The organism is uncultured Parabacteroides sp., assembly GCF_902493135.1.
Taxonomy (GTDB): domain Bacteria; phylum Bacteroidota; class Bacteroidia; order Bacteroidales; family Tannerellaceae; genus Parabacteroides.
Window position 1 is genome coordinate 23,439 of the sequence record NZ_CABUOD010000035.1, and the last position, 26,944, is coordinate 50,382.

The following is a 26,944-nucleotide window of genomic DNA, read 5'->3' on the forward strand; positions in this document are numbered from 1 at the left end:
GTTATGGCAAAGAATATAGAAATACGAAATAGTACGGCTGAGTTTCTCATCTTCATGCTTGAAGGCAAAGAGGATGGGATTCAGGTGATGTATAAGGATGAAACCATTTGGGCAACGCAAAAGGCAATGGCTCAGCTTTTTGATTGCTCAACTGACAATATTGGACTGCACTTAAAAAATATATTTGCATCTGGGGAACTTGTCAAAGATTCAGTTACCGAGAAAAACTCGGCAACTGCCGCAGACGGGAAGAATTATCAAACGATGTTCTATAATCTCGATGCCATTATTAGTGTCGGGTATCGAGTCAATTCTGTTCGTGCCACTCAGTTCCGGCAGTGGTGTACGTTTGTACTCCGGCAATTTGCCATCCGTGGTTATGTGATTGACAAGAAGCGAATGGAGAACGGTTCGTTTATTGGTGAGGATTATTTTGAGCATTTGCTTGCCGAAATAAGGGAGATAAGGCTGAGTGAACGTCGTTTTTATCAAAAACTTACAGATATTTATGCTACGGCTATAGACTACAACAAAGATGCTCCGACAACTCGTCTATTCTTCAAGAAGGTACAGAACAAAATGCACTATGCTGTGCATGGGCATACCGCAGCGGAGCTTATTGTTGAGCGTGCCAATGCAGAAAAGGAACACATGGGATTGACCACTTGGGAAAATGCTCCGAATGGAAAAATTGTCAAAACTGATGTGTCTGTTGCAAAGAACTATTTGCGAGAAAAAGAATTAGAAGAAATGGGTAGGATAGTCAATGCGTCCCTTGATATGGCAGAAAGTATGGCTATGCGTCATATACCTATGACAATGGAAGATTGGGCAAAGCGAATAGACAAATTCATTAATTTATTTGAGAGCCCGATATTGCAGGATAGCGGAAAAATTTCTGCCGAATATGCAAAAGAGTTTGCTGAATCTGAGTTTGAAAAGTACAGGATCATTCAAGATCGTCTTTTCCAATCTGACTTTGATAGATTTGAAGATAATAGTCTTCCTGCATTAGATATTGAATAATTATAATGTCATTTTGATGTTGGCAAAATCGCCTTTAGGATATGGCAGATTCATGTTGTTAAATTGGCAAGTGTTCGGACAATAGTTCTGTGTTCATCATCTAGTATCTGCATTTATGGTGACCGACGTTACTCCAGTATACCACTTAAAAGCAAGAAAAGAGTTCACATAAGAGTTCATAAAAGAACCAGTAGGGTTCATAAAAGAGTTCGTAAAAGCACTACTGAAATACGCTTGCCGATGGTAATTGTCAAACAGAGGCTACAAGGGTATTACAAGCCCATCCAAAACATGATTGCGTGGAGAGTTAAGGTATTCTATAATCGCAATAAAGTCATATCCTGCTTGCCTGGGATTGGCAACTTCTCACGAGCGATTTATTGCTTGGGGTATTGAGTTACCCTAACTCAATAGAGGTCGTATAATGGGCAAGCCCAGGGTGCAATTAAGTGTGCAAATTTCGCTTTTTGTCGAGAAAGATGAGGAAGAGGCTGGCGAAAAGAAAAAGTGCTTAAATAACGCTATTTTTCATCCAATCAGCTTGCTGGAAAATTGGCATTCTCAAACGGCCGATTGGTCGCTTGGGGTATTAGGCTCCCCATACAAGATAATGTCTGTACAACGGGCAAGCCCGTGGCTTTAAAAACAACCTATTCCAAAGGAATTATCCACAATAAATTTGCAAAATAAAATGGCAACGACCAGTTTCGAGAATTATCATGAAACCAGTCGTTGCGCTTAAACTTTAGCATACATCACAATACACGCTTTTAGAATAAAGTCAAGTGGAGAGTCAATAATGGTAATCCGGCATGAACCGATAAATGCCACGGCTGTCCTGAATCACCATCCGTTTGTTCGTGAGAAACTTAATTATCTTCACAATCTTGTTGTGATTAAATTTCGTTCCTGCCAGTTCGTAGGCAGTGGTCAGTTCTTCTTCCAAAGCCTTATATCCCGAAATAGTTTCTCTTCCCTCAAAAGCCAGTTCGAGAGCCTTGCGATGGATTGTTTCGTGGATGTCCCTATAAGGGGAGAAGGGTTCCTGTTTGGGACGACCTGCACTTTTCTTGGTCGGCACATAGTCCGGCAGAAGTTCGGGAAGTGATTGGTCATTGATGCAGAAGGCGAATGGCAGAAAGTCTTTGGAACGGGTATGCACACTTTCCACTTTGCTGATGTTGTTGTCGTCCTTGTCTTTTTCGATTTGGATGACAGTCTCAGCCTTGTTGTTAATTTCCGTGCCAATGTGTCCACGGGCATTTTCATCGCTTTTGTTCTGATGAAGGATGGTGTGAAGATGAATCTGGTATTCGTCAGTCCACTGCATGAGTTTGGAGATTACGCATGTGGCTTCACACGGTGAATTGATGTCATATACCAAGTCACGGATTCCATCAATCACCACAAAACCGAGACCTTCAATATGACTGATGGCATCGTCTATGATAGCCAAACGCTCCTTCGGATTGAACTTGCGCAAAGCGAGAAAATAGAAACGGTCGCAATCCTCATTGGCCGGCAACTCTGCCAGTTTCATTATACGATGCATTACAATCATGCAATGGTTCTGACTCTGTTCGGTGTCAATGTAAAGAATGCGGTTTTTCCCGTCAGGAAAATCCGTTGTGTAGTTAAGGATTTCTTTTCCGGACAAAGCTGCTGCCACCATAGCCGACACATTGAAAGTCTTTTTGCTTTTAGCCTTGCCTATAGATGCACTGAAATTTCCCAATGTCCCGATAGCCACTTTGCCTATTTTCAGAACTTCCGGCTCCAGTTCGTATTCCTTTTCCAAACTGAGCATTGTTTCTTGCCATCTTATAGCGACCTGAGCAAGATTTTCAATGGGTGCTGCCGTTTCCATACTCACCAGCTTTTAGGATTGGCTTTGCGACGTGTAGTTGCAAGCATTTGGGCGTGTTCTTCCTCGATGCTTATAGGCGATTCTCCTTTCCTTCCGCTTTCCAACCATTTGTCCAATTCATCACGATAGACAAACAAGTGTTTTCCTTGTTTGATGATTGGAATACCACCATGCTTGGCTTTGTAATAAAAGGATGATTTCGAGATACCTAAATATTCGCAGACTTCATCAACGGTCATTGGAACATGGGTGTCTTTTTTTACCTCGTTATGCTGCTGATGAAGTTTTTCTGTCAGCAGACTTTCCATACTTGAGATTCTCTCGCAGAGTTTGCCTACCACTTCCGGTAGGTCATTGAAGGTTAATTTGTTTCTTTGCATGATATAACATTGTTTTTGTTAAACATGCTGCAAACCAATACAATGATGTAATGCTGACAAACCTCAGAAAGCAATAATATTTCGGTCTGCGTTGAATAACCCTAATTGATTGAACCTAAGTCCGATTCAGGGTCGTTCTTCATACATTTGAAGTGATAATCTCCGGTTTTAGGGATATCAAGTGCTATTTTGCAAACTCCGCTTGTCCGAAGATTTTTAGCCAGATATTTAATCGAAGCATCTTTCAGTTCATGTGTGAACATCGAATGTATGAATGTAGCTCTGTCTATAAGGGAAATGTTCAATCTCTCTCCGATGTTCCACACAAAGTGCATCAGGTCGATAGAACGGAGGGGATTATCTAATCTTGAACGGATAGGCTTGTATAATTCAGATTGTCCGTGTGCGAAATACTCTATGTTTTCATGCAGAATTTCAAGATTTTCTTTTGAGAGAAATTCAGTCATTACAAAGGTGGTGTATTCATGAGTGACACGTTTAATGTCTGCCTGTCTTTCGGATTTTTTACGTTCAATTTCGGCGGCACGCATTTCATAATTATCCATATAGTCGTATTTTACACAGTTTTCTACAACTGGCTTTTCCAAATTTATCTTCCTACCCTCAGAATATGTGGATTCAATCTCCTTAATCTGTTCTGTCCGTTCAATATGGAACGGTTTTACTTGCTTGTCAAAAGACAAACTCAATTCATTTTTTGTAATGAATCGGAAGAAGAAATGCTTAAGTACTCCACAGGCGAGTATCATTGCCGTAATATATAGAATAACTGGAGTTGAATATTCCATCATGTCGATATGGCAATTAAGATATAAATAGGAGTCTGTTGCCCAGTAAAGGATGACACTTACTGAAAGTATGAAACTGGTTCTTTGAGGAGAGATTTTAATACTATTCGTCATAAACTGATACTGTTTGAGTTTTACAATAGGACAAATGTATGTGCAGATTTCCAAATAGTTGCAATTTGCGATGGATAATCGTTCAGAATTTAAGAAAAAATATGCTCAGAGTATGATTTTAAGCAAAATATCATACTCTGAGCGATAAAAACGAGATTATTTGTACCTTAATTCTTACTTGCGGATTAAAGAGATTCTGTTGCTGGCTTCACGCTTGTTACTGTCCACAACTTTCATGTACCGTTGTGTCGTGGTGATACTTTTATGTGCCATATTACTTTGAATGGTACGTATGTCAGTGCCGGCCGCTCCTTGAAGTGTTGCATATGTTCTTCGGTAGGAGTGGAAAGTGATATTCTTGGTGATACCGGCTTCGCGAATCCACTCTTTCATGGGTTGCTGTGTCCAACTTCGTTTCAATCCTTTAAATACTAATCCGGTTTTTTCCGGAGAATAGCCGATTAATTGCAGGGCTTCGTCACTGATAGGAATGATGTCCTCCGTCTTGGTCTTTTGGGTAATTGTGTGGACACATTTTCCTCCAGCTGCAAAGTCCACGATTTCATGCCATTGTAACGATAGTATATCGCTGATTCTGAGACTGGTCAAACATGAGAACAATGAAGCTGTCTTCAGAATCGGCTTTTTGCAAGGTGTTTCTGCCAATTTGTATAGTTCTTCCACACTTAGATACTCTTTTGGAGTATCTTCTGTTTCGATTTTATCCAAAAAGTCATTGATATTGGTCTTGATTAGCCGATTGCGATAAAGGATTTTCAAAAGTCCCCTGAATGTTGACCAATAGCCGGAAGCAGAGTTCTTTGAAATGCGACCGTCACGCCTGAGTTGCTTGGCATTTAGCAGATACTCACGAAACTTATTGCAAAGGTCAATATCAATTTCTTCAAAAGTACATTTGCCATGAACGAAGTTGTAGAAATGGTGGTACACAAATTCCCACTTTTGGTCATGCTTGCGAAGCTGCTTGCGGTAGTATTCCAGAAAATCCGCTTTGAGTTTGTGCCTGTCAAAGAAATCATACCTGTCATTAACGATAGATTCAAAGCGTCGGCATCGGATGGCTTCCGCCTTTTCCGACATAGTTGCATTGAAGTTGCGTTCACGTTCATTCTTAGGATTGGCATAAATATAAATGTTCAATCCTTCGTGACGGATGGTCTTCATTGTTTCCTGGTCACGATACCCCGGATAATAATCCAGATAGAAAGAAAGCATCCCATGTTTCAAAGGACGTGTTCTCAATGTTACTGTTTTACATTCTAACATAGTTACAATTATTATTGGTTTATACTTGATTTGCTGCAAATGTCCGTAATGGCTTGACACAGATAATGCTCATTTTTAGAATCATTTTCTGGTCTGCCTAAATTCAGACTTAGGCTTATTTTCTGACACCCATTACATGATCAAATTCCACTTTCAGGAATCTCACGAAACGACCTTTCTTCTCACGTTTGATTTCGTGGAACTGCAGAATGCCATAGACAGAATCCCGTGTGAGATTGTATTTCTTCATGGCTTCCTGCACGGTGTAGTACTCCGAAGCATTATCTTCAGCAGTCTGCTTGGATAGGTCAAAATGTAGCTTCGAGTAGAATATCTGACCGTGTTCTTTCTTGGACGGGATGTTGTTGCGATAGACATGGGAGCGGATGGCACCCCGACTCATACCATACTTTTGTTCTATCTCTTCGGGAATGTACCATTCGGTCAGATCATTATCTGTCTTGTATTTGGCAAAAGCAGCATCAATATGCTTTTTGCTGTAATAGTTGAACTGACGGATTTTTACTTTTGGCACATTATGCTCCCGTGTATAAGTCCATACCCATTTGGTGTTGACCTTGTATTTTTGGGCAATTTCTTCAGCAGTATAATATTCAGCAATATCAAATTCGACTTTTGACATCACACGTTCATAAGGTTTAGATTTAAGCAAAAGTTCTATATCAGCTCTTCGAATAAAAGACATTCGTGAACTAATCCGACTTGCTCTCAACTTATCCTCTTTAACTAATTTGTAGATGTACTGACGAGAAACTCCCATCAATTTAGCTGCTTGTGAAAAGGTAAAGTACTCTTGATTTTCCAACATCTTCTTTACCTCCAACAATTCTTGACTCTGAATGAGCTCCATTCTTCGCTCTTTCATTCGATGTTTGTAGCCTCGTTTAGAACATTGAGGACTACAATAATTGGTGGTGGTTTTCTGAGCTATAAAAGGTTTACCACACCATTGACAAATTCTTTTTACTTCCATGTTGTTTTCTCCATATTTTTAGTGAAACCATAAAGATTTAATTTCCCTTTTTGTCTCTCTACGTAAACCATTGTTCACCCATGTCGCCAAATGCGTCACTGTGACATCGGGGACAAACCCCAATTTGTTTCGCGGTAGAAATACGGTAGAAAAATATGGTGAACAACACTATCCAATCGCTATGAACTGGATTTGGGATAAATAAAAAAGCCGCTGAATTTCAGCGACTTCATTATAGTTGGTTCTAATTCGTTGCGGTTAATTGCGATATATCATTTGCCGACGCAAAACCTCTCAAATATATTCCCCAGCACTTGGTCTGTTGTGACTTCTCCGATGATATCTGAGAGGTGGAAGATGCATTCTCTTAGGTCTTGGGAGATGAAGTCGCCGGAGAGGTTGGCGGATAAGCCTTCTTGGACACGGTGGATGGATTCGAGGGCGTGGGTCAGGGCTTCGTAGTGGCGGATGTTGGTGACGATGATGTCGTTTTGGGACAAAGAGGGGATATGGGCGGCTTGGATCAGGAGATCCTGCAATTCGTCGATATGTTCTCTTTTCTTGGCGGAGATGAAGATGGATTGCACGTTTTCGGGAAGGCCGGACTCGCTTGCTATCGGTTTAAACCGACGGTCGGGGAGCAGGTCGGCTTTGTTGAAAACGAGGATGAGCTGCTTTCCTTCCGAGCGGGGCAGTATCTTTTCGGACAATTGGGCGATCTGCAAGGATGCATCGGCGGCATCTATCATCCAAAGGACAATGTCTGCCTGGTCGAGCTTCTGGAAGGTTCGCTCGATGCCGATACTTTCGATCTCATCATGCGTTTCGCGGATGCCGGCGGTGTCGATGAAACGGAAAGTGATCCCTCCGATATTGATCGTGTCTTCGATAACGTCGCGGGTCGTACCGTGGATATCGCTGACAATCGCTTTGTCCTCATTCAGCAGGACGTTCAGCAGAGTCGATTTTCCGGCATTCGTCTCACCTATGATCGCAACCGGAATACCGTTCTTGATCGCGTTTCCTACACTGAATGAGTGGGCCAGACTCGATATGACCGATTCGATATGGGCTGCTAATGAGCTAAGTTCGCTACGATCGGCGAACTCCAGTTCCTCGTGGTCGCTGAAATCCAGCTCCAGCTCCATCAAAGAAGTGATGTGCAAAAGCTGTTCGCGTAAATTCCTTAATTCATGGCTGAAACCGCCACGCATCTGGTTTAATGCCAGGCGATGTTGTCCCGCAGAGGTGGAAGCAATCAGGTCAGCGACAGCCTCAGCTTGACTTAGGTCCATCTTGCCGTTCATAAAAGCACGTTGCGTATATTCGCCGGGGAGGGCGGAGCGGCAACCGCTTTCAATTAAAAGCTGCATGATCTGCTGCTGGATGTAGACGGAACCGTGGCAAGTGATTTCTATCGTGTCTTCGCCTGTGAAGGAGTGAGGAGCACGGAAAAGAGCGACCAGCACTTCGTCTATGAGTTCCTCGCCACGGCGGATACTACCATAATGCATCGTATAGGCTTTCTGTGACAACAGGTCTTTTCCTGCTGCATGCGGTATGAATATCGTGTTACAGATCGCGATTGCTTCCGGTCCGGAAACACGGATAACAGCAATACCCCCGGCTCCGGGGGCTGTTGATACGGCACAGATAGTATCTTGATTGATCATTGTAAAAGCGAAATCATACAGTTATTAATTCATATTCTTGTCTTCCCAGGCCGATCTTTTCAGCATGTTCCAAGCCTGCTTGCCAGTTCGTTTCCGGGTGCATGATGTGGAACTTGTCGCAACCTTCCAGATGGTCGTGATGCGGAGAGTCGGAAAGCCGGTTCCCTGTTTCCAGAATGGGAGCATTGATCACGATATCGGCACAAGCCTTGTCCAAGGCTACCGGATCGAAAGAGGCGGCAATACCCAAATCGGGAACAATCGCAGCATCATTGTGGTTCCAGCAATCACATTCCGGAGATACATTCATAATAAAACTGATATGGAAATTCGGTTTGCCCGACAAGACGGCTTTGGAATATTCGGCAATCTTGTAGTTCAGGCGTTCGGACGTGTCGCCTTCACCCATGACAGCTCCATCGTATTGGCAAAGAGCGACGCACTGCCCGCAACCGACACATTTTCCGTAGTCGATTTCCGCTTTATGCGAAGCATTCAAATGAATGGCATCGTGGCGGCAATGCTTGACGCATATATTACAACCCTTACAATTTTCGATGTCGATCCTGGGTTGCGATGCCGAGTGGAGTTCAAGTTTTCCACCCACGCTGGCGCATCCCATGCCGAGGTTCTTCAAAGCGCCGCCGAATCCGGTCTGCTCGTGTCCTTTGAAGTGGTTCATGGAAATGATGATGTCTGCGTCGGCAATAGCGGAGCCGATTTTGGGAGCTTTGCAATATTCACCGTCGATTTCGATTTCACGGTATTCGGTTCCTTTCAGGCCGTCGGCGATAATCACGTCGCATTTGGCGGAAATAGGGTTGAAACCGTTTTCCATTGCACTTTCCAGATGGTCTACCGCATTGGCCCGACGGCCTGAATACAAGGTGTTGCAGTCCGTCAGGAAAGGCTTCGCCCCTAAGCTGCGAAGCAACGTGGCCATTCGGGCTGCATAATTCGGCCGGATAAAGGCCAGGTTGCCCGGTTCGCCGAAATGGATCTTGATCGCAACAAATTGATTTTGGAAATCAATGTTTGCTATGCCTGCACGTTTTACGAGGCGTTCCATCTTGTCCAACAGGTTGCTGGACGGAGTTGTACGGAGATTGGTAAAGTAAACTTTAGACGTTTCCATTTGTTTATTGGTTTTATGGGGACAAAGGTACGAAAAAAACTATTCTTCCTGTGAGTTGCCGGTTTTGTAGATTGGCTTTTATATAGTATTTTTGTGTCAAATCAGTTAAATTATGGATATGTTTCGGTTAAACCATGAGCAATTACTTAAAGGCGTAAATCTGAGTTTCCAACGTTACTTATTCCGGCAGGTCAAGTGGGACAGGAGGCTGATCGGTATCTTTGGTGCGAAAGGGGTGGGAAAAACCACGCTTTTGTTGCAGCATATCAAATCGGCATATGGCGATTCTCATGAAGCCCTGTACTTGCCACTCGATAATATATGGTTTCAGGAACGGTATATGTTGACCGAAACGGTCAGGCAATTTTATGAGGAGGGAGGCAGGCATCTTTTCCTGGATAATGTTCATCGATATGGAAACTGGATACAGGCGATAGAACGTTTGTACGACGATTATCCTGAAATGCAGATTGTGTTTGCCGCACCTCTGCTGGTCGAAGGTGAGAAGATGGAGCTGTCTTTTGGCGGGAAAGGTGATTGGCATACGTTGCATACGATGTCGTTCCGTGAATATTTGTCTTATGAAGGTGCGCTGGATCTCAAACCGGTCCCATTGGACGAGCTTTTGCTTAACCATGCGGAAGTGACGCAACAGGTGATGGACGAGATAAACATAGTCCCCATTTTCCGGAATTATCTGGAACATGGCTGCTATCCTTTTTATTGGGAAGATCCGGATGCCTTCAATTTCCGTTTGCAGGATTTGGTGCGGGATTCGGTCGATGTGGACCTGCCTGCCATTCGCCAGATGAACAATGCCATGTTCCGGAAGATGAAACAATTGCTGATTCAGCTTGCCAAAGAAGCTCCGGAGTTTCCCCGCATGCAGGCTCTGACATCCAAGTACGGGGTGGATAACACGCAAATGCACAAGCTGCTGGATTATGTCGAGGAGATAGGAGCGCTCCGCATTTTACAAGTCAGGAAAGAAGACGGCGGACCGGCCCGTTCGTACCGTTCATTCCTGGCGAACACGAATCTGATGGCAAGTCTTTTCCGGGAGATGGAGCGGATTTATTGGGGCGAGACATTCTTTGTCGATCAGATGTCTAATTGCGGGACGGTGGAACTTTTGCATAACGGAGATTATCGTGTGAATGAAAAATACACGTTCGTGATCGGTGATCCGTTGATGGACTATGAACGTATCAAGAATGCGGAAAATACGTTTGCCGCCATACACGGACAGCCCAAGAGTGTCGGAAACAAGATACCTATCTGGGCGCTTGGCCTTTGTTATTGATAGATTTTGTCATCAACTAAATATGTAAGTTATGTTGGAAAATATGAAAAACAGACGGACGATCCGTAAATATACGACTCAGGATATCCCGGATGCTTTGTTGAATGAATTGCTGGAAGTTGCCGCCCGTGCATCCAATACGGGGAATATGCAACTCTATAGCGTGGTCATTACCCGCGATAAGGCGAATAAGGAAAAGTTGGCTCCTGCTCATTTCAATCAGCCGATGATTACGGCAGCTCCGGTCGTGCTCACCTTCTGTGCCGATGCCAACCGTTTTGTCAAATGGGCGGAGCAGCGCAATGCCGTGGCTGGTTTCGACAATTTCCAGACTTTTATCGCTTCGACTATCGATGCGATGCTGTTTGCCCAGAGTTTCTGTACGGCAGCAGAAGAAAAAGGGTTGGGAATCTGTTATTTGGGAACGACGGCTTATAATGCGGATAAGATTATTGATGCCTTGTCGCTTCCCCGCCTGGTTGTCCCTATCGTGACGGTCACGGTCGGCTATCCCGACGGCATGCCCGATCAGGTGGAACGCTTGCCACTTGAAGCGGTTGTCCACCGGGAGGCTTATACGGATTATACGCCAGCTTCTATCGATGCATTGTTTCACGACAAGGAAGAACTGGAAGTAAATAAACAATTTGTACGGGAGAATGATAAGGAGACATTGGCCCAAGTATTTACGGATGTACGCTATACGAAGGCCAACAATGAATATTTCTCCGACGTATTACTGAAAGTCTTGAAGGAGCAGGGCTTTATGAAATGACATGCACGTTGTAGTGCATGAACAGTCCGCTTTCGATAACTCCGGTGATCGATTTGACCGATTCTTCCAGGTTATTGGGGATAGTATCGAACCAGGCATCGAGAATCAGGTTCCCGTTCTCCGTGATCACGGGACCGTCTTTTCCTTCGGCCATTCTTAATTTGATTTCTTTAGGATTATAAGCCCGGAGCGCTTCTTCGACGTAGGTAAGTGCTTCGGGAAATATCTCTATGGGTATCGGGAAGCGAGAACCTAATTGGGTTACCATTTTGGATGGATCGGCGATGATATAGGTACGGGGGCTGGAGCTGATCAGCAACTTTTCTTTGAACATCGCTCCTCCGCGCCCTTTGATCATATTATGTTCCGTGTCTATCTCGTCCGCCCCGTCGAATGTCCAGTCCGGCTTGTGTTCCCACAGGCTGGTGACAGGGATACCCAAACGGGCGCATGCCATACGGATTTCCTGTGAAGTCGGGATTGCGCGGATATGCAATTGTTCGTTTTTCACCCGTCCGGCGATTTTCAATAAGGCCAGATAGGCAGTCGAGCCCGAACCCATCCCGATGATTTCCCCATCCTTTACCATCGAGGAAATGATGTCCGCCACTCTTTCTTTCTCTTCTCTGTTGGAGATGTCTTTTCCCCATTCTAAAGATGATAATATTGTCTTTTCCCATTCCATGATTTATCGACTTTTGTTTTAGTAGTGCTAACCCTATGCTTTAGCTTGCGTAATGCATAGGGTTAGCACCCGTAATGCATAGCTTTAGCACCCGTAATACATAGTTTTCTTTTAGATCCGGTCCAATACTGTTTCGATCAGGCCGGTCATGGAACCTTTGTATTCGGTATTCATGTCTTGGGCCACCCGTCCGGCGATGATGCAACACACGGTCATGGCACGATGTCCCATCAAGGCGGACAGACCGGCGAGGGACGAACTTTCCATTTCGAAGTTGGTAATCCGGCTATCGTTGAACTCGAAATCTTCTATCTTCCGGTTCAACTCCGGATCGGCAAGCGGCAGGCGGAGTTGGCGGCCTTGCGGACCGTAGAAACCGTTGGCCGCAATCGTTACTCCCCGGATGATATCGTCTTGCGTGATCTGTTCGACCAGGGAAGGATCGGCGGAAACGACATAGGGCCGGATGCCGCTTAGCTTCCATTCCAATTGCCATATCAATTCCGATTCGAAAGCCTTGTCGCGCACCTTCTCGGAGCCGGCATAAAAATACAGGACTCCGTCGAATCCGATCGATTTCTCCGCCGCCACATAAGTCCCGACAGGAACAAACGGTTGCAATCCTCCTGAAGTGCCGACACGTACCATTGTCAGTTGCCGGAATTCCGTCTTGATGGTACGAGAGGCAAAGTCGATGTTTGCCAGTGCGTCCAGTTCATTCAGGACGATGTCGATATTATCGGTCCCGATACCGTGTGAGAGCGTCGTGATGCGCTTCCCTTTGTAGGTACCGGTGATGGTGTGGAATTCGCGGCTCGACACTTCGCATTCTTTCGTGTCGAAGTAGGAGGCGACGGTGTTTACACGATCAGGATCGCCGACCATGATGATCTTGTCGGCGAGTTGTTCCGGTTTCAGATGCAGGTGAAAGCAGCTGCCATCGGGATTGATGATAAGTTCGGAAGGAGCGATCATTTGATTTCTGGTTTATGATTTAAGATTTATGATTTATGTGTTGATGATAAATCATAAATCTTAAATCCTTGTTAGTCTTTTAATGGTTTCGAAGGCGCACTTGACGGTTTGGCGATTGCTTCGCGCATGCCGGTGTCTGCCTCGATATTCTTCATCTTGTAATAGTCCATGATACCCAAATTGCCGCTACGGAAAGCTTCAGCCATAGCCTTGGGCACTTCGGCTTCGGCTTCGATAACCTTCGCGCGGGCTTCTTGTGCTTTGGCTTTCATTTCCTGTTCGACGGCGACGGCCATGGCACGACGTTCTTCGGCTTTTGCCTGGGCGATATTCTTGTCGGCCTGAGCCTGGTCCATTTGCAGGTAAGCCCCGATGTTCTTGCCTATGTCGATGTCGGCGATGTCGATGGACAAGATTTCGAATGCAGTCCCGGCATCCAATCCTTTGCGGAGAACCAGCTTGGAGATGGAATCCGGGTTTTCCAGTACGCTTTTATGGTTTTCAGACGAACCGATAGAGGATACGATACCTTCGCCGACACGGGCCAGGATCGTTTCTTCGCCGGCACCTCCGACCAACTGCTTGATATTGGCACGGACCGTCACACGCGCTTTGGCGATCAGCTGGATACCGTCTTTGGCAACGGCTGTAACGGGAGGCGTGTCGATGACTTTCGGGTTTACCGACATCTGCACGGCTTCGAATACGTCACGTCCTGCCAGGTCGATAGCGGTTGCCATCTGGAAAGGGAGGTCGATATTCGCTTTCGATGCGGAAACAAGGGCATGGACAACCTTTTCGACATGTCCGCCTGCCAGATAGTGTGCTTCCAGTTCATCGCGGGTCAGCGTTTTCAGACCGGCTTTGTGGGCTTCGATCATGGCGCGTGTGATGATATAAGGCGGCACATTACGGATACGCATCAGGAAAAGTTGTATCAGCGAGATATTGACACCCGAGACTTTAGCCGATATCCACAGGAGGAACGGCACATAATAAAAGAAAATTACCAGCAGCAATATCGCTGCTCCCAAAAGGGCGAGAGGTACAAAGGTCATTTCCATGTGAGTAGAATTATGATTTATGAATTATGATTTGTTTTTCAACTTTTACTTTTCACGATTACATTGTAGCCATCGACGCGTATTACCTCGACCGGCGTGTTTTCATCGATCAGCTCGTCCATCGATTTGGCTTCTACGGTGATCCCGTTAATGCGGGCCTTCCCGATAGGGGCGAGGCGTGAAAGCGTCAACCCTTCGTCGCCCGGCACGATTCCCAAGTCGCGGCTGGACACCAGTTTGGAATCGATGTCGGTCTTCAAAGCCACCCGGTTGAAGGATTTGGAACGCAACAACCAGACGAAAGAGGCCGCGAACACAAGCAACGATACCGCCAACGTCACATTCCCGACCGGCGTACTGACCGAGTAGGCATAGATCAAGCCGCCGGCAGCAAAAAGGAATCCTCCGACACCGGCGACCGTGATACCCGGTAGCATAAATATTTCCAGCAGGATGAGCACGATGGCTACAACCATAAGGAATGCGATGATGAGCGTTTCGAATATCATATACACTTGTTTTACCGTTTGTTTTTCAGATAATTGATCTCTGCATTACGGGCTCTCTTTTCCAGTTCGCCGGGCTGTTCCAGTAAGGCGTTCAGTTGCTCTTCCGCTTGCAGGATCGCTGGCTTCAACTGTTCTTTGCGGGCCTTGTTGCCTTCGGCATAGGACGTGCGCAGGCCGTCGAGCTTTTCATTCAGCTCTTTGATCTGCTTGTTCAGGGCAACCGCCTTTTCGTAGTAGCTCCTTGCTTCCGGGCTGTTGATTTCATCGAACTTGTAATAAACGATATTATTACCGATGATGAATTCAAAATCCTTTTCGATCTTTTCTTCCCCGTAAGGAATTTCCGTATGGGCCAGGCGAATCAGGTCGGCATAGTCGGAACCTTCTTTCCAGGAATCCCGGATGGATGTGATCGCGGCACGGGCCTGTTTCACTTCGATGTCTTCGCTCTCCACCCGTTTGTGTTCCGGGTTCGGGATGAAAAGATAGACGCAGGCTTTTCCTTCCGGCTGGAAACGGTCGGAGACGAACCATCCCAATCCTTTCACTTCGTCGAAGACCATCATATAGTCGTTGTAGGGCGAGTTGAACGGCATGCCCAGTTGTTCCGGCGCCAGATACGTGTCGGAATTGATGTTGTAGCGGGTGACGAAGAGGTCGTAACCGCCTATCGAACCGTTTCCTTTGGAAGAGTAATAGATCGTGGCGCCATCGGAAAGGACGAACGGGTAGTTGTCATCGTCATTGCTGTTGATATTCATCGGCAACTGCTTTTCGTCTCCCCATTCGTCCATAAGCATGGACTGGCTGAAGAGGCAATAGTGGTCCCCGTCCGTAGAATGGGCATAATAAATCTTGTCGCCTTTCTGGTTCTTGTAGACGGTTGAACTTACAGGCTCGTTTGTCCGGAAGAAATCCTTGTAGGAATCGAGCGTACCGCTTTCTTCGCTCAGGATATAGGCGGAGAGGAAATCGTCTTTGTCCACCACCAGGCTATCGATGATCTGCACGTCTTCCACCTTTTCCATCATGCGTTGTGCATTGTTGGCCAGGTCGAGCTTGGCCTCGAAAGGTTGCGGGTCCTGTTTTTTCTTTGTCAACAGGTCGATATATTCTTCCAGCATTTCACCGGCTTCGTCGAAGCGATAGGTCTTGTAGTAGACTTCGGCCATATAGCGGTATGCTTCCTGCACTTTGCGCTTGACGGCTACTTTCAAATGCTTTTCCGCACCGGCCAGATCGCCGGTCTCGTAGCAACAAACGCCATACCAATGATTATAGGAAGAGTTGCTTGGCGCTTGTTTGACCAGCTTTTCAAAGGCAGGCTTTGCTTCCGCGTACTTTCCGTCATTGTATAATTTCTTTGCTTCGGCCAGACTTTGTGCATGTAGTCCGCCGCAGAGTAATGTAATTCCTATTGTATAAAACAGTTTATTAGATAACCAATTCATCGATTTATGATTTATGAATATGATCTATGATTCGGATTTATGGTTTATAATTCATAAATCTAAAATCATAAATCATTACTTTTGTGTCCGATTACAAAAATAGGAATTAAAATCAAGAATCAAAACCCTTATTTTTTAATTCTTACTTTTTAATTCTTAATTAGTAAAGTATGGCAAAGTTGACAGAAGAAGAACTCCTGTTTCGCAAAGTGGAAGAGAAAGTTAAAAAGGCGATATTCGACTATGGCCTGATCGGGGATGGCGACCGCATATTGATCGGCCTGTCGGGGGGAAAGGATTCCTTGGCGCTGGTGGATCTGCTCGGACGCCGTTCCAAAATCTTCCGGCCCCGGTTCGAGGTGGTCGTGGCGCATATCGTGATGTCTAATATCCCGTATCGTTCGGATATCGATTACCTGAAAAGCCGGGCCGACGAGCACGGGCTTCCTTTTTTCGTACACGAGACGAGTTTCGACGCTTCGACCGACACCCGCAAATCCCCTTGTTTCCTTTGCTCTTGGACGCGGCGGAAAGCCTTGTTCGATATCGCAAAGCTGCACGGATGCAATAAGATCGCCCTGGGACATCATCAGGATGATATTCTCGAAACACTTTTGATGAATATGATCCATCAGGGAGCGATCGGAACCATGCCGCCGCGTTTGAAGATGGATAAGTTCGAGATGGAGATTATCCGGCCTATGTGCCTGGTGGAGGAGAAAGATTTGATCCGGATTGCTGCGTGGAGGGGATACCGGAAACAGATCAAGAATTGCCCGTACGAATCCGGTTCCAGCCGTTCGGATGTGAAAGAGGTGTTGTCGCGTCTGGAGGCGATCAACCCAGAGGCACGCTATAGCCTTTGGAAGAGTATGTCGAATATTCAGGAGGATTATCTTCCTAAAATCATAAATCATAAATTATAAATCATCAATCATCTCATGCAAGGGTTTTATACTATTCTGTTATTGGTCGTATCCAATATCTTTATGACGTGTGCCTGGTACGGGCACCTGAAGATGAAGCAACAGTTCAGCTGGTTCGAGCATCTGCCGCTGATAGGTGTTGTCTTGTTCAGTTGGTTTTTAGCATTTTTCGAATATTGTTTCCAGGTGCCGGCAAACCGGATGGGCTTTCGCGATAATGGCGGGCCGTTTAACCTGATCCAGTTGAAGGTGATCCAGGAGGTGATTACGCTGGTTGTCTTTGTCGGTTTCAGTTCGATCGCTTTCAAGGGCGAGTCGTTTAAGTGGAACCATGCGCTGGCTTTCCTGTTTTTAGTGGCGGCGGTTTATCTGGTGTTCAAGAAATAAGATTTTAAGTTGTTAAATACCCCCATGTCGCCGGCCTTTATATCCGGATGTTCCGGCCCTCTCACCCGGATGTATAGGCCGGCAACATGAGGGTGTCGTCTAAATAGCACAATATCGCCTCCTCTTCATCCGGGTGGAACCACCGGATGTCGGTATCCCGTTTGAACCAGGTCATTTGTTTGCGGGCGTAAACGCGGGAGTTGCGTTTTATCTTTTCAATCGCGAAGTCTAATGTCCATTCGCCATCCAGATATTTGAACAGTTCTTTGTAGCCGACCGTGTTGAGCGAGTTTAGTTGGCGGAAGGGATAAACACGTCGCGCTTCTTCCAGCATGCCGTCGGCCATCATTTGGTCTACGCGGCGGTTAATGCGGTCGTAGAGTTCTTCACGGTCACGGGTAAGTCCTATCCGGATGATCCGGAAAGGCCGTTCTTTGCGGGTGTTGGTCCGGAAAGAAGAATAGGGTTTGCCGGTCATACGGCAGATTTCAACGGCGTGGATCACACGTTTGTGGTTGTTGCGGTCCACCTCTTCGTAATGCAAGGGATCCGCCTCTTTCAACTCGGCAAGGATAGGGGCGAGGCCTTCTTCTTCAAATTGCTTGTAGATGGCGGTTCGGATTTCGGGGGTGACGGTGGGGATATCGTCGATCCCTTTTGTGACGGCATCGATATACATCATGCTGCCACCTGTCATAACGACGGTGGGATGTGCCTGGTGGAGTTCCCTGAGCAGGGACATCACATCTTCTTCGAAATTGCTTGCGCTGTAATAATCGGTGAGTGACAAGGTGCCGACCATATAATGGCGTACACGTGCCATCTGTTCGGCCGTAGGGGCGGCCGTGCCTATCGGAAGCTCTTTGTAAAGCTGACGGGAGTCGGAAGAAATGATCGGAGAACCGAAATGCTCTGCTACACGCAGGCTCAGTTCCGTCTTGCCGACTCCTGTCGGCCCCAATAGGATGACAAGGGATTTGTCAATTGAACTCATCGTACGGATTGTCCATCGGTCCGTCGCCAAGCCCGTCGAAACCTTCTTTGTCGAGTTCGTCGATATCGTATTCGGAGTCGCCGTAGAAATCTTCACCTATTTCGGTGTTGCCTGCTTTGGTGTCCATCTCGTCGAACGACATGATCTGAACGGGTGCCTTTCCTATAGATTTGCTGCATAAGGGTTTGTCCAGATCTTTGCCTGGGATGATTTCGCGGAGTTCCATGAAGAAAGCACGTTCGGTCATATAATCGAAGACGAAAAGCAACTTCTGATGCTCGTCTTCAAGAAGCTCTTCCAGACGTGTGTCTTCCATTATATAGTTGTCCACTTCAGAAGTGGTATCCATTTCAACCAGTGTGATTTCCGTATTCTTGCTCCAGTCGTCATCACAGATGAAGAAAGAACACATCTGATCTTTTGTGTACCCAACAGAGTCCATAATGGCATTGTACAAATCCAGGAATGTCGCTTCCGAGTCGATCTTAATCTCGCGTTTGAAGTCATCAACTTCATCTGATAGAATTAGAAATCTAAATACCATAATCGTTATTAGTTTTTTGTTGGTTCAAAAGTAGTAAAATAAAAATAATGTGCCAATAAAATAATGTGCCAATATGCCAATTAAATTCATTCCCCCATTGGCATATTGGTACATTTCCCCATTGGTACATTCTTTATTCATCGATCGAACCTCTGACGATACCGCGTTGGGATGATTTGATGAAGTTCAGGATCAGATCCCGTTCTTCGCTGGGCTCGTATTCGGTTTCGATGGCTTTCAAAGCTTCCGTATTGTTGAGGCCGCGCGTATAAAGCGTACGGTAGATATCCTGGATCAGGAATACCTGGCTGTTGGTAAATCCGCGACGGCGTAACCCTACGATATTGATACCGCAGTACACGATCGGGTCACGGCCGATCAGTGTGTAAGGAGGAATATCTTTGCCGATGCGGGAACCGCCCTGCACCATGACATGCTTGGATATACGGGAGAACTGGTGGACCAGGCTACCGCCGCTGACGATGGCAAAGTCGTCGATCTCGACTTCTCCGGCTATCTGAGAAGCATTGCCGATAATGATGTTATCTTTCAGCAAGCAATCATGGGCAATATGGGAATAAGCCATAATCAGGCAATTGTTTCCGACAACGGTTTTGCCTTTCGAGGCTGTTCCGCGGTTGACGGTCACGCATTCGCGGAGAATGGTGTTGTCACCGATTTCGGCAGTTGTAATTTCTCCTTTAAACTTCAGGTCTTGAGGGATACCGGCAATGACGGCTCCGGGGAATACCTGGCAATTGTTGCCGATCCGCGCACCGTCTAAGATAGTTGCATGCGAATAGATCCGGCAGTTGTCACCGATTACGACATCTTTCTCGATTACGGCAAAAGGGTCGACTGTTGTATTCTGACCGATTTTAGCTTCGGGATGAACGACTGCTAAAGGGGATATGTTCATAATGATTTATGATTTATTATTTATGATTTCGGATTTATGGTTTATCGTATCATGTCGTTACCATAAATCATAAATCTGAAATCATAAATCATGGATTTATTTATTCTTTACGATCTGTGCCATAAACTCGGCTTCGCTAACCAGCTTGTCGCCTACGAATACGTATCCTTTCATGGTGGAGATACCACGGCGGATGGGAGCCAGCAATTCCAAACGGAGGATCAGCGTATCGCCCGGAACGACTTTCTGACGGAATTTGACGCCGTCGATCTTCATGAAATAAGTGGAATAGCGTTCCGGTTCGTCTACCGAATTCAGAACGAGCAACCCGCCGGTCTGGGCCATCGCTTCAACTTGCAGTACGCCCGGCATAACCGGTTCCTGGGGGAAATGGCCCGTAAAGAAAGGCTCGTTGCTCGTGATGTTTTTCACACCTACGATATAGTTGCCGCCGATCTCGATGATCTTGTCGACCAAGAGGAACGGGTAACGATGCGGGAGCAATTCACGGATACGGTTGATATCCATAACCGGAGTGCTGTTCGGATCATAGACGGGAGCCTGGACTTCGTTCAGTTTGATGTCCTTGCGGATCATGCGTGCCAACTGGTTGTTGATCTTATGTCCCGGACGGGTAGCGATTACACGGCCGCGGATCGGTTTGCCGATCAATGCCAGGTCGCCGATCACATCGATCAGTTTGTGACGTGCCGGCTCGTTGTCGAATACCAGCGGTTTATTGTTGATGTAACCCAAGTCCTGTACGTCCTTATGCGGGATAGACAGTTTGTCGGCGAGGTTGTCGAGCATTTCCTGCGACACTTTCTGGTCATAGATAACGATTGCATTGTCGAGGTCGCCGCCTTTGATCAGGTTGTTCTGCAACAACATCTCTACTTCGCGGACAAACACGAATGTGCGGGAAGCGGCCAGTTCCGTCGGGAATTCACTCAGGTCGTTCAGCGTGGCGAACTGGTTGGAAAGCACAGGCGAATTGAAGGAAATCAGTACATTGACGCTGAACTTGTCGTCCGGCAGGATGATGAGGGAAGAACCTGTTTCTTCATCCTTGACTTCGATCTTGTGCTTTACGATATAGTAATCTTTCGGTGCGTTTTGTTCTACGACACCGGCTTTCTGAATCTCTTCACTGAAAAAACGGGAACTGCCGTCGAGAATCGGGAATTCGGGTGCGTTCACCTCGATCAGGCAGTTGTCTATTTCGTAGGCATATAAAGCTGCCATCGCATGTTCAATGGTACTTACCTGGATACCGTTTTTGGAAAGTACGGTTCCTCTTTGGGTTCCGGCTACGTTTTCAGCAACGGCATCGATTACAGGTCCTCCTTCCAGGTCAACACGTTTGATTTTGTATCCATGATTTTCGGGTGCAGGGTGGAATGTGATTTGAATATCCAGCCCCGTATGCAACCCTTTTCCTTGCATAGAGAAACTCGTGGCAAGCGTTTTCTGTTTCTGCATACGATCTATATTGATTTATGATTTATAATTTATGATTTATTCATTGTCAATTGCCGATTTAAGTCGTTCTATCTCACGCTGCATCTGTCCCATCTGGCGGTACATGTCCGGCAGGCGGTTGAATATCGCGCTGGAGCGCATAAACGCCTTTGCGTTGATAGCCGGAGCGCCTAACAGGGTCGCCGGTTCTTTGACATCGCTGATCACGCCGCATTGTGCACCGAATACCACATGGTCCGCCACATGGATATGGCCGGATAGCCCGGCCTGGCCTCCGAACATACAATGGCTGCCGATCTTCACGGACCCGGCGATGCCTACCTGGGCTGCCATGACCGTATTTTCGCCGACTTCCACGTTGTGTGCAATCTGTACCAGATTGTCCAGTTTGACACCCCGGCGGATGATGGTCGAGTCCATGACGGCGCGGTCTATCGTGGTATTGGCTCCGATTTCGACATCGTCTTCCAGTATGACATTTCCTAATTGGGGGATCTTCTTGTAGTTATCGCCTTCGGGAGCGAAACCGAAACCGTCCGACCCGATCACGCTTCCGGCATGCAGGATGCAGTTGTTGCCGATTACGCAGCCGTTGTAGATGGTCGCGTGCGGATAGACCGTACAGTTATCGCCAACGGTCACATGGTCGCCGATGTAAGCGTGTGGATAAATACGGCTGTTCTTGCCGATCTTCACGTCTTCGCCGATATAGGCGAAGTTGCCGACATAACATCCTTCGCCGACCGTTGCCGAACCGGCGATGAACGCCGTAGCGTCTATACCCGCTTTCTTTGTTTTCGCCTGTTCCACCATATTCAACAGTATGGCGAGTGAAGCATAGGCATTGGCTACCTTGACCAAAGTGGCTTTGACCGGTTCGGCGGGAGTGAAATCACTGTTTACCAAAACAATGCTTGCTTCAGTTTTGTAGATAAAATGTTCATATTTGGGGTTTGCCAGGAAGGTCAATGTTCCCGGTTTACCTTCTTCTATCTTAGAGAAGTTGTTGACTTTCACTTCAGGGTTGCCTTCGACGGTTCCACCTAAAACGCTCGCTATTTGTTGGGCTGAAAACTCCATTACTTAATCTTATTATATGTATTTCAAATGCAACTGCCCGGATTTGCATCAAGGCAGTTTGCAAAAATGGTGAAAATTATTGGGATAGCCTATGCTTTGCAGGGAATAATTCCTTTATCGTGCAGATATCCTGCCATTTCGCGTTGTACGGCCTGGGCTGCTTCACGCGCTGCATTGGCAAAATTCTCCGTTTTGTCTGCATATATGATAGCACGGGAAGAGTTTACCAGCAATCCGCACCGGTCGTTCATGCCGTACTGGGCCACTTCGGCGAGGCTTCCGCCCTGTGCGCCTACGCCCGGAACCAGCAGGAAGTGGTTGGGAGCGTGTTTGCGGATATCCAGGAACATCTTTCCCTGGGTGGCGCCTACCACATACATCATCTGTTCGTCCGTAGCCCAATCCTGTGACTTTTTCAATACTTTTTCGAACAACCGTTCGCCATCCGCATCTTCCGTCAACTGGAAATCGTGCGAGCCTTTGTTGGAAGTCAATGCCAGCAGGATCACCCAGGCTTCCGGATAGATCAGGAACGGTTTCACACTGTCTTCGCCCATATACGGGGCGACCGTTACGGCATCGACCTTGATATGGTCGAAGAAATAACGTGCATACATTTCGGAAGTGTTTCCGATGTCCCCGCGCTTTGCATCGGCAATGATAAACTGGTCGGGATAGTTTTCACGCAGGTAGGCGACTGTCTTTTCGAATGACATCATCCCTTTTACGCCCAGACTTTCATAGAAGGCCAGGTTCGGTTTATAAGCCACGCAATAGTCGGCTGTCGCGTCGATGATCGCTTTGTTGAATGCGAAGATCGGATCTTCTTCAGACAGCAGGTGCTGCGGGATCTTCTTTATATCAGTATCGAGCCCCACGCAAAGGAAGGACTGCTTTTTCTTGATGTTTTCGAATAATTGCTGCTTGTTCATGTTGTTACGTGTAAAAAATTAGTCTAAAAATGATGTTATAGTTCAGACTCTTTCAGTCGTTCAGCGTTCTCGGCCACGATCAGTTGATCGAGGCATCCTTGTATATCCCCATCCATAAAGGCTGAAAGATTGTAAATCGTGTAGTTGATACGATGGTCGGTGATGCGTCCTTGCGGATAATTGTAGGTACGGATCTTCGCCGAGCGGTCGCCGGTGGAAACCATCGTCTTACGTTTGTTAGCAATGTCATCCAGATATTTCTGGTGTTCCTTGTCATATATAAACGAACGCAGGCGCGTGAGGGCGCGTTCCTTGTTCTTCGGTTGGTCGCGTGTCTCGGTGCATTCGATCAGGATTTCTTCGCTTTCGCCTGTATTCGGATTCTTCCAGACATAGCGCAGGCGGACGCCTGATTCGACCTTGTTTACGTTCTGTCCTCCGGCTCCACCCGAACGGAACGTATCCCATTTGATTTCGCCTTCGTTGATTTCCACGTCAAACTCGTCTGCTTCGGGGAGGACGGCGACGGTCGCCGCCGATGTATGCACGCGTCCCTGTGTTTCGGTTGCCGGCACGCGTTGTACGCGATGCACGCCCGATTCGTATTTAAGGGTCCCGTACACCTTTTCTCCGCTCACGGTAAAGATGATTTCCTTGAAACCGCCGGCCGCTCCTTCGCTACAACTGGACAGGGCCACTTTCCAGCCTTTCATCTCGCAATACTTCACGTACATGCGATACAGGTCGCCGGCGAAGAGCGCGGCTTCGTCGCCACCCGTTCCGCCACGTATTTCGACAATGGCGTTTTTGTCGTCCTGCGGGTCGGCCGGCACGAGGAGCAGCTTGATCTCCTCTTCCAATTCCGGGATACGCGCTTCGCAGGCAGCCGCTTCTTCACGGGCTATCTCTTTCATCTCCGGATCGTTTTCGGCCATCATCAGACGGGCTTCCTCCAGGCCGTTGAGGCATTGCACATATTCCTTGCGGGCTTTTATGATTTCGTTCAGCTCCTTATATTCTTTCGTGAGCTTGACGTATCTTTTCTGGTCAGCGATGACATCAGGATCTGTGATGAGCGTCGAGACTTCTTCGAAGCGCGATACCAATCCGTCCAGTTTCTCTAATAGCGTATTATCCTCAGCCATATATGAACTCACCGAACTCGCTTTTAATAATCAGTTCTTTCTTGTCGCTTTCTTCTATGCGGCCGACAATCTGCGCGTCGATATTGAATGATTTGCTGATGGCAATCACCTCTTCCGCATGTTCGGGAGAAAGATAGACTTCCAGACGGTGTCCCATGTTGAACACTTTGTACATCTCGTCCCAAGCCGTGCCGCTCTGCTCCTTGATCGTCTTGAACAGCGGGGGAACGGGGAACATATTGTCCTTGACCACGCGGCAATTGTTTCCGATGAAATGCATTACCTTGGTCTGTGCACCGCCTGAGCAGTGTACCATGCCGTGGATATCCGGACGCAACGCATCCAATAGCTTTTTGACTACCGGAGCATAGGTCCGTGTAGGAGAAAGCACCAGTTTGCCTGCGTTCAACGGCGATCCCTCTACGGTGTCGGTCAGTTTCAAGCCTCCGCTGTAAACCAGTTCGTCGGGGACAGCCTTGTCGAAGCTTTCCGGGTATTTTTCCGCCAGATACTTGGCAAATACGTCGTGACGTGCACTGGTCAGCCCGTTGCTTCCCATGCCGCCGTTATATTCTTTCTCGTAGGTTGCCTGCCCGAAAGATGCCAGTCCGACGATCACGTCGCCCGGACAGATATTCGCATTGTCGATCACATCGGCGCGTTTCATGCGGCAGGTAACCGTGCTGTCGACGATGATGGTACGCACCAGGTCACCGACATCGGCCGTTTCGCCGCCTGTAGCATAACAACCCACTCCCATTTCGCGAAGTTCGGCCAATAGTTCGTCTGTCCCGTTGATGATGGCGGAGATCACTTCGCCCGGAATCAGCAACTTGTTGCGTCCGATGGTAGAGGAAACCAATATGTTGTCTACGGCGCCCACGCACAGCAGGTCGTCGATATTCATAATCAAAGCGTCTTGCGCGATACCTTTCCATACCGACAAATCTCCGGTTTCTTTCCAGTACATATAAGCCAGGGATGACTTGGTTCCGGCTCCGTCGGCATGCATGATGTTGCAATATTCGGGATCGCCTCCCAGAATGTCGGGAATGATCTTACAGAATGCTTGGGGAAAGATTCCCTTGTCGATGTTCTTTATTGCGTTGTGAACATCTTCTTTCGAAGCGGATACACCGCGTAGATTATAACGTTGGTCACTCATTGTTTTTGTGAATTTGTCTGCAAAGATACTATTTTTTGTCTTACTTATCTAAGTTTTAGCACATCTCCTTCTTCTGGGATATAATCTTTGTGCTTTTTATTCATCTTATATAAGCTTTTGATCTGTATTCCGTATTTCTGTGCGATGCTGTGCATGGATTCGCCTACCTGTACGACATGGTCATAATTCGGCTTGTCCGCTTTCTTCTTTTTCTTTTCCAGATAAACGATATCGTTTTCCTGCAACGGGAAATCTTCCGGCACCTCGTTGTATTTCTTCAGGTCTTTTACGCGGAAGCCGAGGCTGGCGGCTATGTCGTCGAAGCTGTCCTTGCCGTTGGAATAGACATACAGCAGGCCGTTTGTACGGTAGACCGTATAGCGGGAAATGCGTGCCGGTTGCCTGTTGGATTTTTTACCGCCTTTTGCCGTATCATACCGGTACAGGTCATAATCTTCGATCAACTTGATCAGCCGGTTGGCGTATGCGCGGTCGGTCGCATATCCGCATTTCTGCAAACCTCTTGCCCAGCCTTTATAGTCGGTTACTTTCAGTTTAAAGAGGGATGCGTAGCGGGGACGGTCGACCAGGAAACGGGCGTGATCTTCGTAAGACTGTTCCGGATTCTTATATTTACGGAAACATTCTCCGCGCAGGTCGTCATCGTGATAGACACGGCCACCCCTCCAATCGGAATGGCACTTGATGCCGAAATGGTTGTTCGATTTGCGTGCCAGCTCGCTTTGTCCGGCTCCGGATTCCAATAGCCCTTGCGCAAGCGTGATGCTTGCCGGGATGCGGAACTTCTTTTGATGCTGGATGGCTAAATTGCCGTATTGTTTGATATACTTTTCGTATGCCGGCACTTTCCGTTGGCCGGCTCCAAGTGCCGCTCCGGTAACGGACAGCATCAGGAGCAGGGAAAGGATTCGTAGTGTTGATCGCATGACTGATTCGTTATGTATAATTATATTTTGCACAAAGATAAGAATAAAAAATGAGAGATTGAGCAGATGAGCGCAGGAAGGTTGAAAACAAGGGGTTTAGAGGAAAACGGGCTGCAAGGACGAAGCCAAGCGAAACCGCCAAAAAGCCAACTGAAACCGGAGTTGCGTTACTATCCCGTTACTCTTTTCAAAACGGCGGCGGAGATTTTAAGAGGCTTCCAACACGCTGAATTACAAGCCCGATTCGGAGGGTTCCGACTACAAATGTAGCAGAATTTTCGGATTATGGGCTGCACACCTCGAAAAAAGTCGGTTTTCGGGCACGGCTCTTTCATTTAAAAAATAGACGAATATTGAAAATAAGGCTTATTTTATC

At 46.9% G+C, this 26,944-nt stretch carries 27 protein-coding genes; 6 read left to right on the forward strand and 21 right to left on the reverse strand.

Annotated elements, in window-relative coordinates:
- Nucleotides 1–3: 3 nt before the first annotated feature.
- A complete protein-coding gene (locus RDN79_RS14450) occupies nt 4–1,026 on the forward strand; it encodes a virulence RhuM family protein (protein ID WP_223126780.1) in 1,023 nt (340 codons plus the stop codon).
- A gap of 424 nt (nt 1,027–1,450) precedes the next feature.
- Complete coding sequence (locus RDN79_RS14455) at nt 1,451–1,669, forward strand: hypothetical protein (RefSeq protein WP_223126779.1); 219 nt, start codon at nt 1,451–1,453, stop codon at nt 1,667–1,669.
- 150 nt (nt 1,670–1,819) lie between these two features.
- On the opposite strand, the gene RDN79_RS14460 is transcribed toward RDN79_RS14455, so the two are convergent.
- From RDN79_RS14460 to RDN79_RS14490, 7 genes are all read right to left on the reverse strand, one after another.
- Nucleotides 1,820–2,893 carry an AAA family ATPase gene (locus RDN79_RS14460; protein ID WP_308573251.1) on the reverse strand — a complete coding sequence of 358 codons (1,074 nt, stop codon included), beginning with the start codon at nt 2,891–2,893 and terminating at the stop codon, nt 1,820–1,822.
- A gap of 2 nt (nt 2,894–2,895) precedes the next feature.
- A complete protein-coding gene (locus tag RDN79_RS14465) occupies nt 2,896–3,273 on the reverse strand; it encodes a helix-turn-helix domain-containing protein (RefSeq protein ID WP_308573252.1) in 378 nt (125 codons plus the stop codon).
- A 101-nt stretch (nt 3,274–3,374) separates the two neighbouring features.
- Nucleotides 3,375–4,196: a hypothetical protein gene (locus tag RDN79_RS14470; RefSeq protein WP_308573253.1), complete on the reverse strand. Its 822-nt coding sequence runs from the start codon at nt 4,194–4,196 to the stop codon at nt 3,375–3,377.
- A gap of 174 nt (nt 4,197–4,370) precedes the next feature.
- On the reverse strand, nt 4,371–5,483 hold the full coding sequence (locus tag RDN79_RS14475) for a site-specific integrase (RefSeq protein ID WP_195651864.1): 1,113 nt from the start codon (nt 5,481–5,483) through the stop codon (nt 4,371–4,373).
- 115 nt (nt 5,484–5,598) lie between these two features.
- On the reverse strand, nt 5,599–6,477 hold the full coding sequence (locus RDN79_RS14480; protein WP_298550185.1) for a helix-turn-helix domain-containing protein: 879 nt from the start codon (nt 6,475–6,477) through the stop codon (nt 5,599–5,601).
- A gap of 272 nt (nt 6,478–6,749) precedes the next feature.
- Nucleotides 6,750–8,147: a tRNA uridine-5-carboxymethylaminomethyl(34) synthesis GTPase MnmE gene (gene mnmE / locus RDN79_RS14485; RefSeq protein WP_298550222.1), complete on the reverse strand. Its 1,398-nt coding sequence runs from the start codon at nt 8,145–8,147 to the stop codon at nt 6,750–6,752.
- A 16-nt stretch (nt 8,148–8,163) separates the two neighbouring features.
- Nucleotides 8,164–9,285, reverse strand: a complete 1,122-nt coding sequence (locus RDN79_RS14490; protein ID WP_298550187.1) for a DUF362 domain-containing protein — start codon at nt 9,283–9,285, stop codon at nt 8,164–8,166.
- Between the two features lie 112 nt (nt 9,286–9,397).
- Between RDN79_RS14490 and RDN79_RS14495 the strand changes: the two genes are divergently transcribed.
- Nucleotides 9,398–10,588 carry an AAA family ATPase gene (locus tag RDN79_RS14495; RefSeq protein ID WP_298550189.1) on the forward strand — a complete coding sequence of 397 codons (1,191 nt, stop codon included), beginning with the start codon at nt 9,398–9,400 and terminating at the stop codon, nt 10,586–10,588.
- A gap of 31 nt (nt 10,589–10,619) precedes the next feature.
- The gene (locus RDN79_RS14500; protein ID WP_298550191.1) at nt 10,620–11,363 is read left to right on the forward strand and encodes a nitroreductase family protein; all 744 of its coding nucleotides are present in this window, start codon (nt 10,620–10,622) and stop codon (nt 11,361–11,363) included.
- Here RDN79_RS14500 and rpiA read toward each other — a convergent pair.
- The 5 genes from rpiA to RDN79_RS14525 form a co-directional block, all read right to left on the reverse strand.
- Nucleotides 11,353–12,048 carry a ribose 5-phosphate isomerase A gene (rpiA, locus tag RDN79_RS14505; protein WP_298550193.1) on the reverse strand — a complete coding sequence of 232 codons (696 nt, stop codon included), beginning with the start codon at nt 12,046–12,048 and terminating at the stop codon, nt 11,353–11,355. The genes RDN79_RS14500 and rpiA overlap by 11 nt on opposite strands.
- A gap of 111 nt (nt 12,049–12,159) precedes the next feature.
- On the reverse strand, nt 12,160–13,023 hold the full coding sequence (locus RDN79_RS14510) for a nucleoside phosphorylase (RefSeq protein ID WP_298550195.1): 864 nt from the start codon (nt 13,021–13,023) through the stop codon (nt 12,160–12,162).
- A 71-nt stretch (nt 13,024–13,094) separates the two neighbouring features.
- Nucleotides 13,095–14,087, reverse strand: a complete 993-nt coding sequence (floA, locus tag RDN79_RS14515) for a flotillin-like protein FloA (protein ID WP_298550197.1) — start codon at nt 14,085–14,087, stop codon at nt 13,095–13,097.
- Between the two features lie 38 nt (nt 14,088–14,125).
- On the reverse strand, nt 14,126–14,596 hold the full coding sequence (locus RDN79_RS14520; RefSeq protein WP_298550199.1) for an NfeD family protein: 471 nt from the start codon (nt 14,594–14,596) through the stop codon (nt 14,126–14,128).
- Nucleotides 14,597–14,607: 11 nt separating this feature from the next.
- The gene (locus RDN79_RS14525; RefSeq protein WP_298550201.1) at nt 14,608–16,047 is read right to left on the reverse strand and encodes a M48 family metallopeptidase; all 1,440 of its coding nucleotides are present in this window, start codon (nt 16,045–16,047) and stop codon (nt 14,608–14,610) included.
- A 170-nt stretch (nt 16,048–16,217) separates the two neighbouring features.
- Here RDN79_RS14525 and RDN79_RS14530 point away from each other — a divergent pair, with 170 nt between their 5' ends.
- Entirely contained in the window at nt 16,218–16,973 is a 756-nt protein-coding gene (locus tag RDN79_RS14530) for a tRNA 2-thiocytidine biosynthesis TtcA family protein (protein WP_298550203.1), read from the forward strand.
- A gap of 15 nt (nt 16,974–16,988) precedes the next feature.
- Nucleotides 16,989–17,360 (forward strand): DMT family protein, encoded by a 372-nt coding sequence (locus RDN79_RS14535; RefSeq protein ID WP_186930865.1) that lies wholly within the window; start codon nt 16,989–16,991, stop codon nt 17,358–17,360.
- A gap of 61 nt (nt 17,361–17,421) precedes the next feature.
- Here the strand turns inward: RDN79_RS14535 and miaA are convergent, their stop codons facing one another.
- The 9 genes from miaA to RDN79_RS14580 form a co-directional block, all read right to left on the reverse strand.
- Entirely contained in the window at nt 17,422–18,354 is a 933-nt protein-coding gene (gene miaA / locus RDN79_RS14540) for a tRNA (adenosine(37)-N6)-dimethylallyltransferase MiaA (protein ID WP_298550206.1), read from the reverse strand.
- Complete coding sequence (locus RDN79_RS14545) at nt 18,341–18,898, reverse strand: hypothetical protein (protein ID WP_298550208.1); 558 nt, start codon at nt 18,896–18,898, stop codon at nt 18,341–18,343. Before RDN79_RS14545 ends, miaA begins: the two co-directional genes overlap by 14 nt.
- Before the next feature lie 133 nt (nt 18,899–19,031).
- Nucleotides 19,032–19,817, reverse strand: a complete 786-nt coding sequence (gene lpxA, locus RDN79_RS14550) for an acyl-ACP--UDP-N-acetylglucosamine O-acyltransferase (protein WP_298550210.1) — start codon at nt 19,815–19,817, stop codon at nt 19,032–19,034.
- A 96-nt stretch (nt 19,818–19,913) separates the two neighbouring features.
- Nucleotides 19,914–21,299 (reverse strand): bifunctional UDP-3-O-[3-hydroxymyristoyl] N-acetylglucosamine deacetylase/3-hydroxyacyl-ACP dehydratase, encoded by a 1,386-nt coding sequence (locus tag RDN79_RS14555; RefSeq protein WP_298550212.1) that lies wholly within the window; start codon nt 21,297–21,299, stop codon nt 19,914–19,916.
- A gap of 36 nt (nt 21,300–21,335) precedes the next feature.
- Complete coding sequence (gene lpxD, locus RDN79_RS14560; RefSeq protein ID WP_298550214.1) at nt 21,336–22,379, reverse strand: UDP-3-O-(3-hydroxymyristoyl)glucosamine N-acyltransferase; 1,044 nt, start codon at nt 22,377–22,379, stop codon at nt 21,336–21,338.
- An 89-nt stretch (nt 22,380–22,468) separates the two neighbouring features.
- Nucleotides 22,469–23,311: an orotidine-5'-phosphate decarboxylase gene (pyrF, locus tag RDN79_RS14565; RefSeq protein WP_298550216.1), complete on the reverse strand. Its 843-nt coding sequence runs from the start codon at nt 23,309–23,311 to the stop codon at nt 22,469–22,471.
- Nucleotides 23,312–23,346: 35 nt separating this feature from the next.
- Nucleotides 23,347–24,456: a peptide chain release factor 1 gene (prfA, locus tag RDN79_RS14570; RefSeq protein ID WP_298550224.1), complete on the reverse strand. Its 1,110-nt coding sequence runs from the start codon at nt 24,454–24,456 to the stop codon at nt 23,347–23,349.
- On the reverse strand, nt 24,449–25,621 hold the full coding sequence (locus RDN79_RS14575; protein ID WP_298550218.1) for an AIR synthase-related protein: 1,173 nt from the start codon (nt 25,619–25,621) through the stop codon (nt 24,449–24,451). The genes prfA and RDN79_RS14575 overlap by 8 nt, the downstream gene beginning before the upstream one ends.
- Nucleotides 25,622–25,665: 44 nt before the next feature.
- Nucleotides 25,666–26,568, reverse strand: coding sequence for a glucosaminidase domain-containing protein (locus RDN79_RS14580; RefSeq protein WP_298550220.1), 903 nt, complete (start codon nt 26,566–26,568; stop codon nt 25,666–25,668).
- Nucleotides 26,569–26,944: the final 376 nt, after the last annotated feature.

Bases quoted from the DNA above. Each gene is read 5' to 3' on its own strand.
- RDN79_RS14450 (WP_223126780.1), top strand. From the start codon at position 4: ATGGCAAAGAATATAGAAATACGAAATAGTACGGCTGAGTTTCTCATC.
- RDN79_RS14455 (WP_223126779.1), top strand. From the start codon at position 1,451: ATGGGCAAGCCCAGGGTGCAATTAAGTGTGCAAATTTCGCTTTTTGTC.
- RDN79_RS14460 (WP_308573251.1), bottom strand. From the start codon at position 2,893: ATGGAAACGGCAGCACCCATTGAAAATCTTGCTCAGGTCGCTATAAGA.
- RDN79_RS14465 (WP_308573252.1), bottom strand. From the start codon at position 3,273: ATGCAAAGAAACAAATTAACCTTCAATGACCTACCGGAAGTGGTAGGC.
- RDN79_RS14470 (WP_308573253.1), bottom strand. From the start codon at position 4,196: ATGACGAATAGTATTAAAATCTCTCCTCAAAGAACCAGTTTCATACTT.
- RDN79_RS14475 (WP_195651864.1), bottom strand. From the start codon at position 5,483: ATGTTAGAATGTAAAACAGTAACATTGAGAACACGTCCTTTGAAACAT.
- RDN79_RS14480 (WP_298550185.1), bottom strand. From the start codon at position 6,477: ATGGAAGTAAAAAGAATTTGTCAATGGTGTGGTAAACCTTTTATAGCT.
- RDN79_RS14490 (WP_298550187.1), bottom strand. From the start codon at position 9,285: ATGGAAACGTCTAAAGTTTACTTTACCAATCTCCGTACAACTCCGTCC.
- RDN79_RS14495 (WP_298550189.1), top strand. From the start codon at position 9,398: ATGGATATGTTTCGGTTAAACCATGAGCAATTACTTAAAGGCGTAAAT.
- RDN79_RS14500 (WP_298550191.1), top strand. From the start codon at position 10,620: ATGTTGGAAAATATGAAAAACAGACGGACGATCCGTAAATATACGACT.
- rpiA (WP_298550193.1), bottom strand. From the start codon at position 12,048: ATGGAATGGGAAAAGACAATATTATCATCTTTAGAATGGGGAAAAGAC.
- RDN79_RS14510 (WP_298550195.1), bottom strand. From the start codon at position 13,023: ATGATCGCTCCTTCCGAACTTATCATCAATCCCGATGGCAGCTGCTTT.
- floA (WP_298550197.1), bottom strand. From the start codon at position 14,087: ATGGAAATGACCTTTGTACCTCTCGCCCTTTTGGGAGCAGCGATATTG.
- RDN79_RS14520 (WP_298550199.1), bottom strand. From the start codon at position 14,596: ATGATATTCGAAACGCTCATCATCGCATTCCTTATGGTTGTAGCCATC.
- RDN79_RS14525 (WP_298550201.1), bottom strand. From the start codon at position 16,047: ATGAATTGGTTATCTAATAAACTGTTTTATACAATAGGAATTACATTA.
- RDN79_RS14530 (WP_298550203.1), top strand. From the start codon at position 16,218: ATGGCAAAGTTGACAGAAGAAGAACTCCTGTTTCGCAAAGTGGAAGAG.
- RDN79_RS14535 (WP_186930865.1), top strand. From the start codon at position 16,989: ATGCAAGGGTTTTATACTATTCTGTTATTGGTCGTATCCAATATCTTT.
- miaA (WP_298550206.1), bottom strand. From the start codon at position 18,354: ATGAGTTCAATTGACAAATCCCTTGTCATCCTATTGGGGCCGACAGGA.
- RDN79_RS14545 (WP_298550208.1), bottom strand. From the start codon at position 18,898: ATGGTATTTAGATTTCTAATTCTATCAGATGAAGTTGATGACTTCAAA.
- lpxA (WP_298550210.1), bottom strand. From the start codon at position 19,817: ATGAACATATCCCCTTTAGCAGTCGTTCATCCCGAAGCTAAAATCGGT.
- RDN79_RS14555 (WP_298550212.1), bottom strand. From the start codon at position 21,299: ATGCAGAAACAGAAAACGCTTGCCACGAGTTTCTCTATGCAAGGAAAA.
- lpxD (WP_298550214.1), bottom strand. From the start codon at position 22,379: ATGGAGTTTTCAGCCCAACAAATAGCGAGCGTTTTAGGTGGAACCGTC.
- pyrF (WP_298550216.1), bottom strand. From the start codon at position 23,311: ATGAACAAGCAGCAATTATTCGAAAACATCAAGAAAAAGCAGTCCTTC.
- prfA (WP_298550224.1), bottom strand. From the start codon at position 24,456: ATGGCTGAGGATAATACGCTATTAGAGAAACTGGACGGATTGGTATCG.
- RDN79_RS14575 (WP_298550218.1), bottom strand. From the start codon at position 25,621: ATGAGTGACCAACGTTATAATCTACGCGGTGTATCCGCTTCGAAAGAA.
- RDN79_RS14580 (WP_298550220.1), bottom strand. From the start codon at position 26,568: ATGCGATCAACACTACGAATCCTTTCCCTGCTCCTGATGCTGTCCGTT.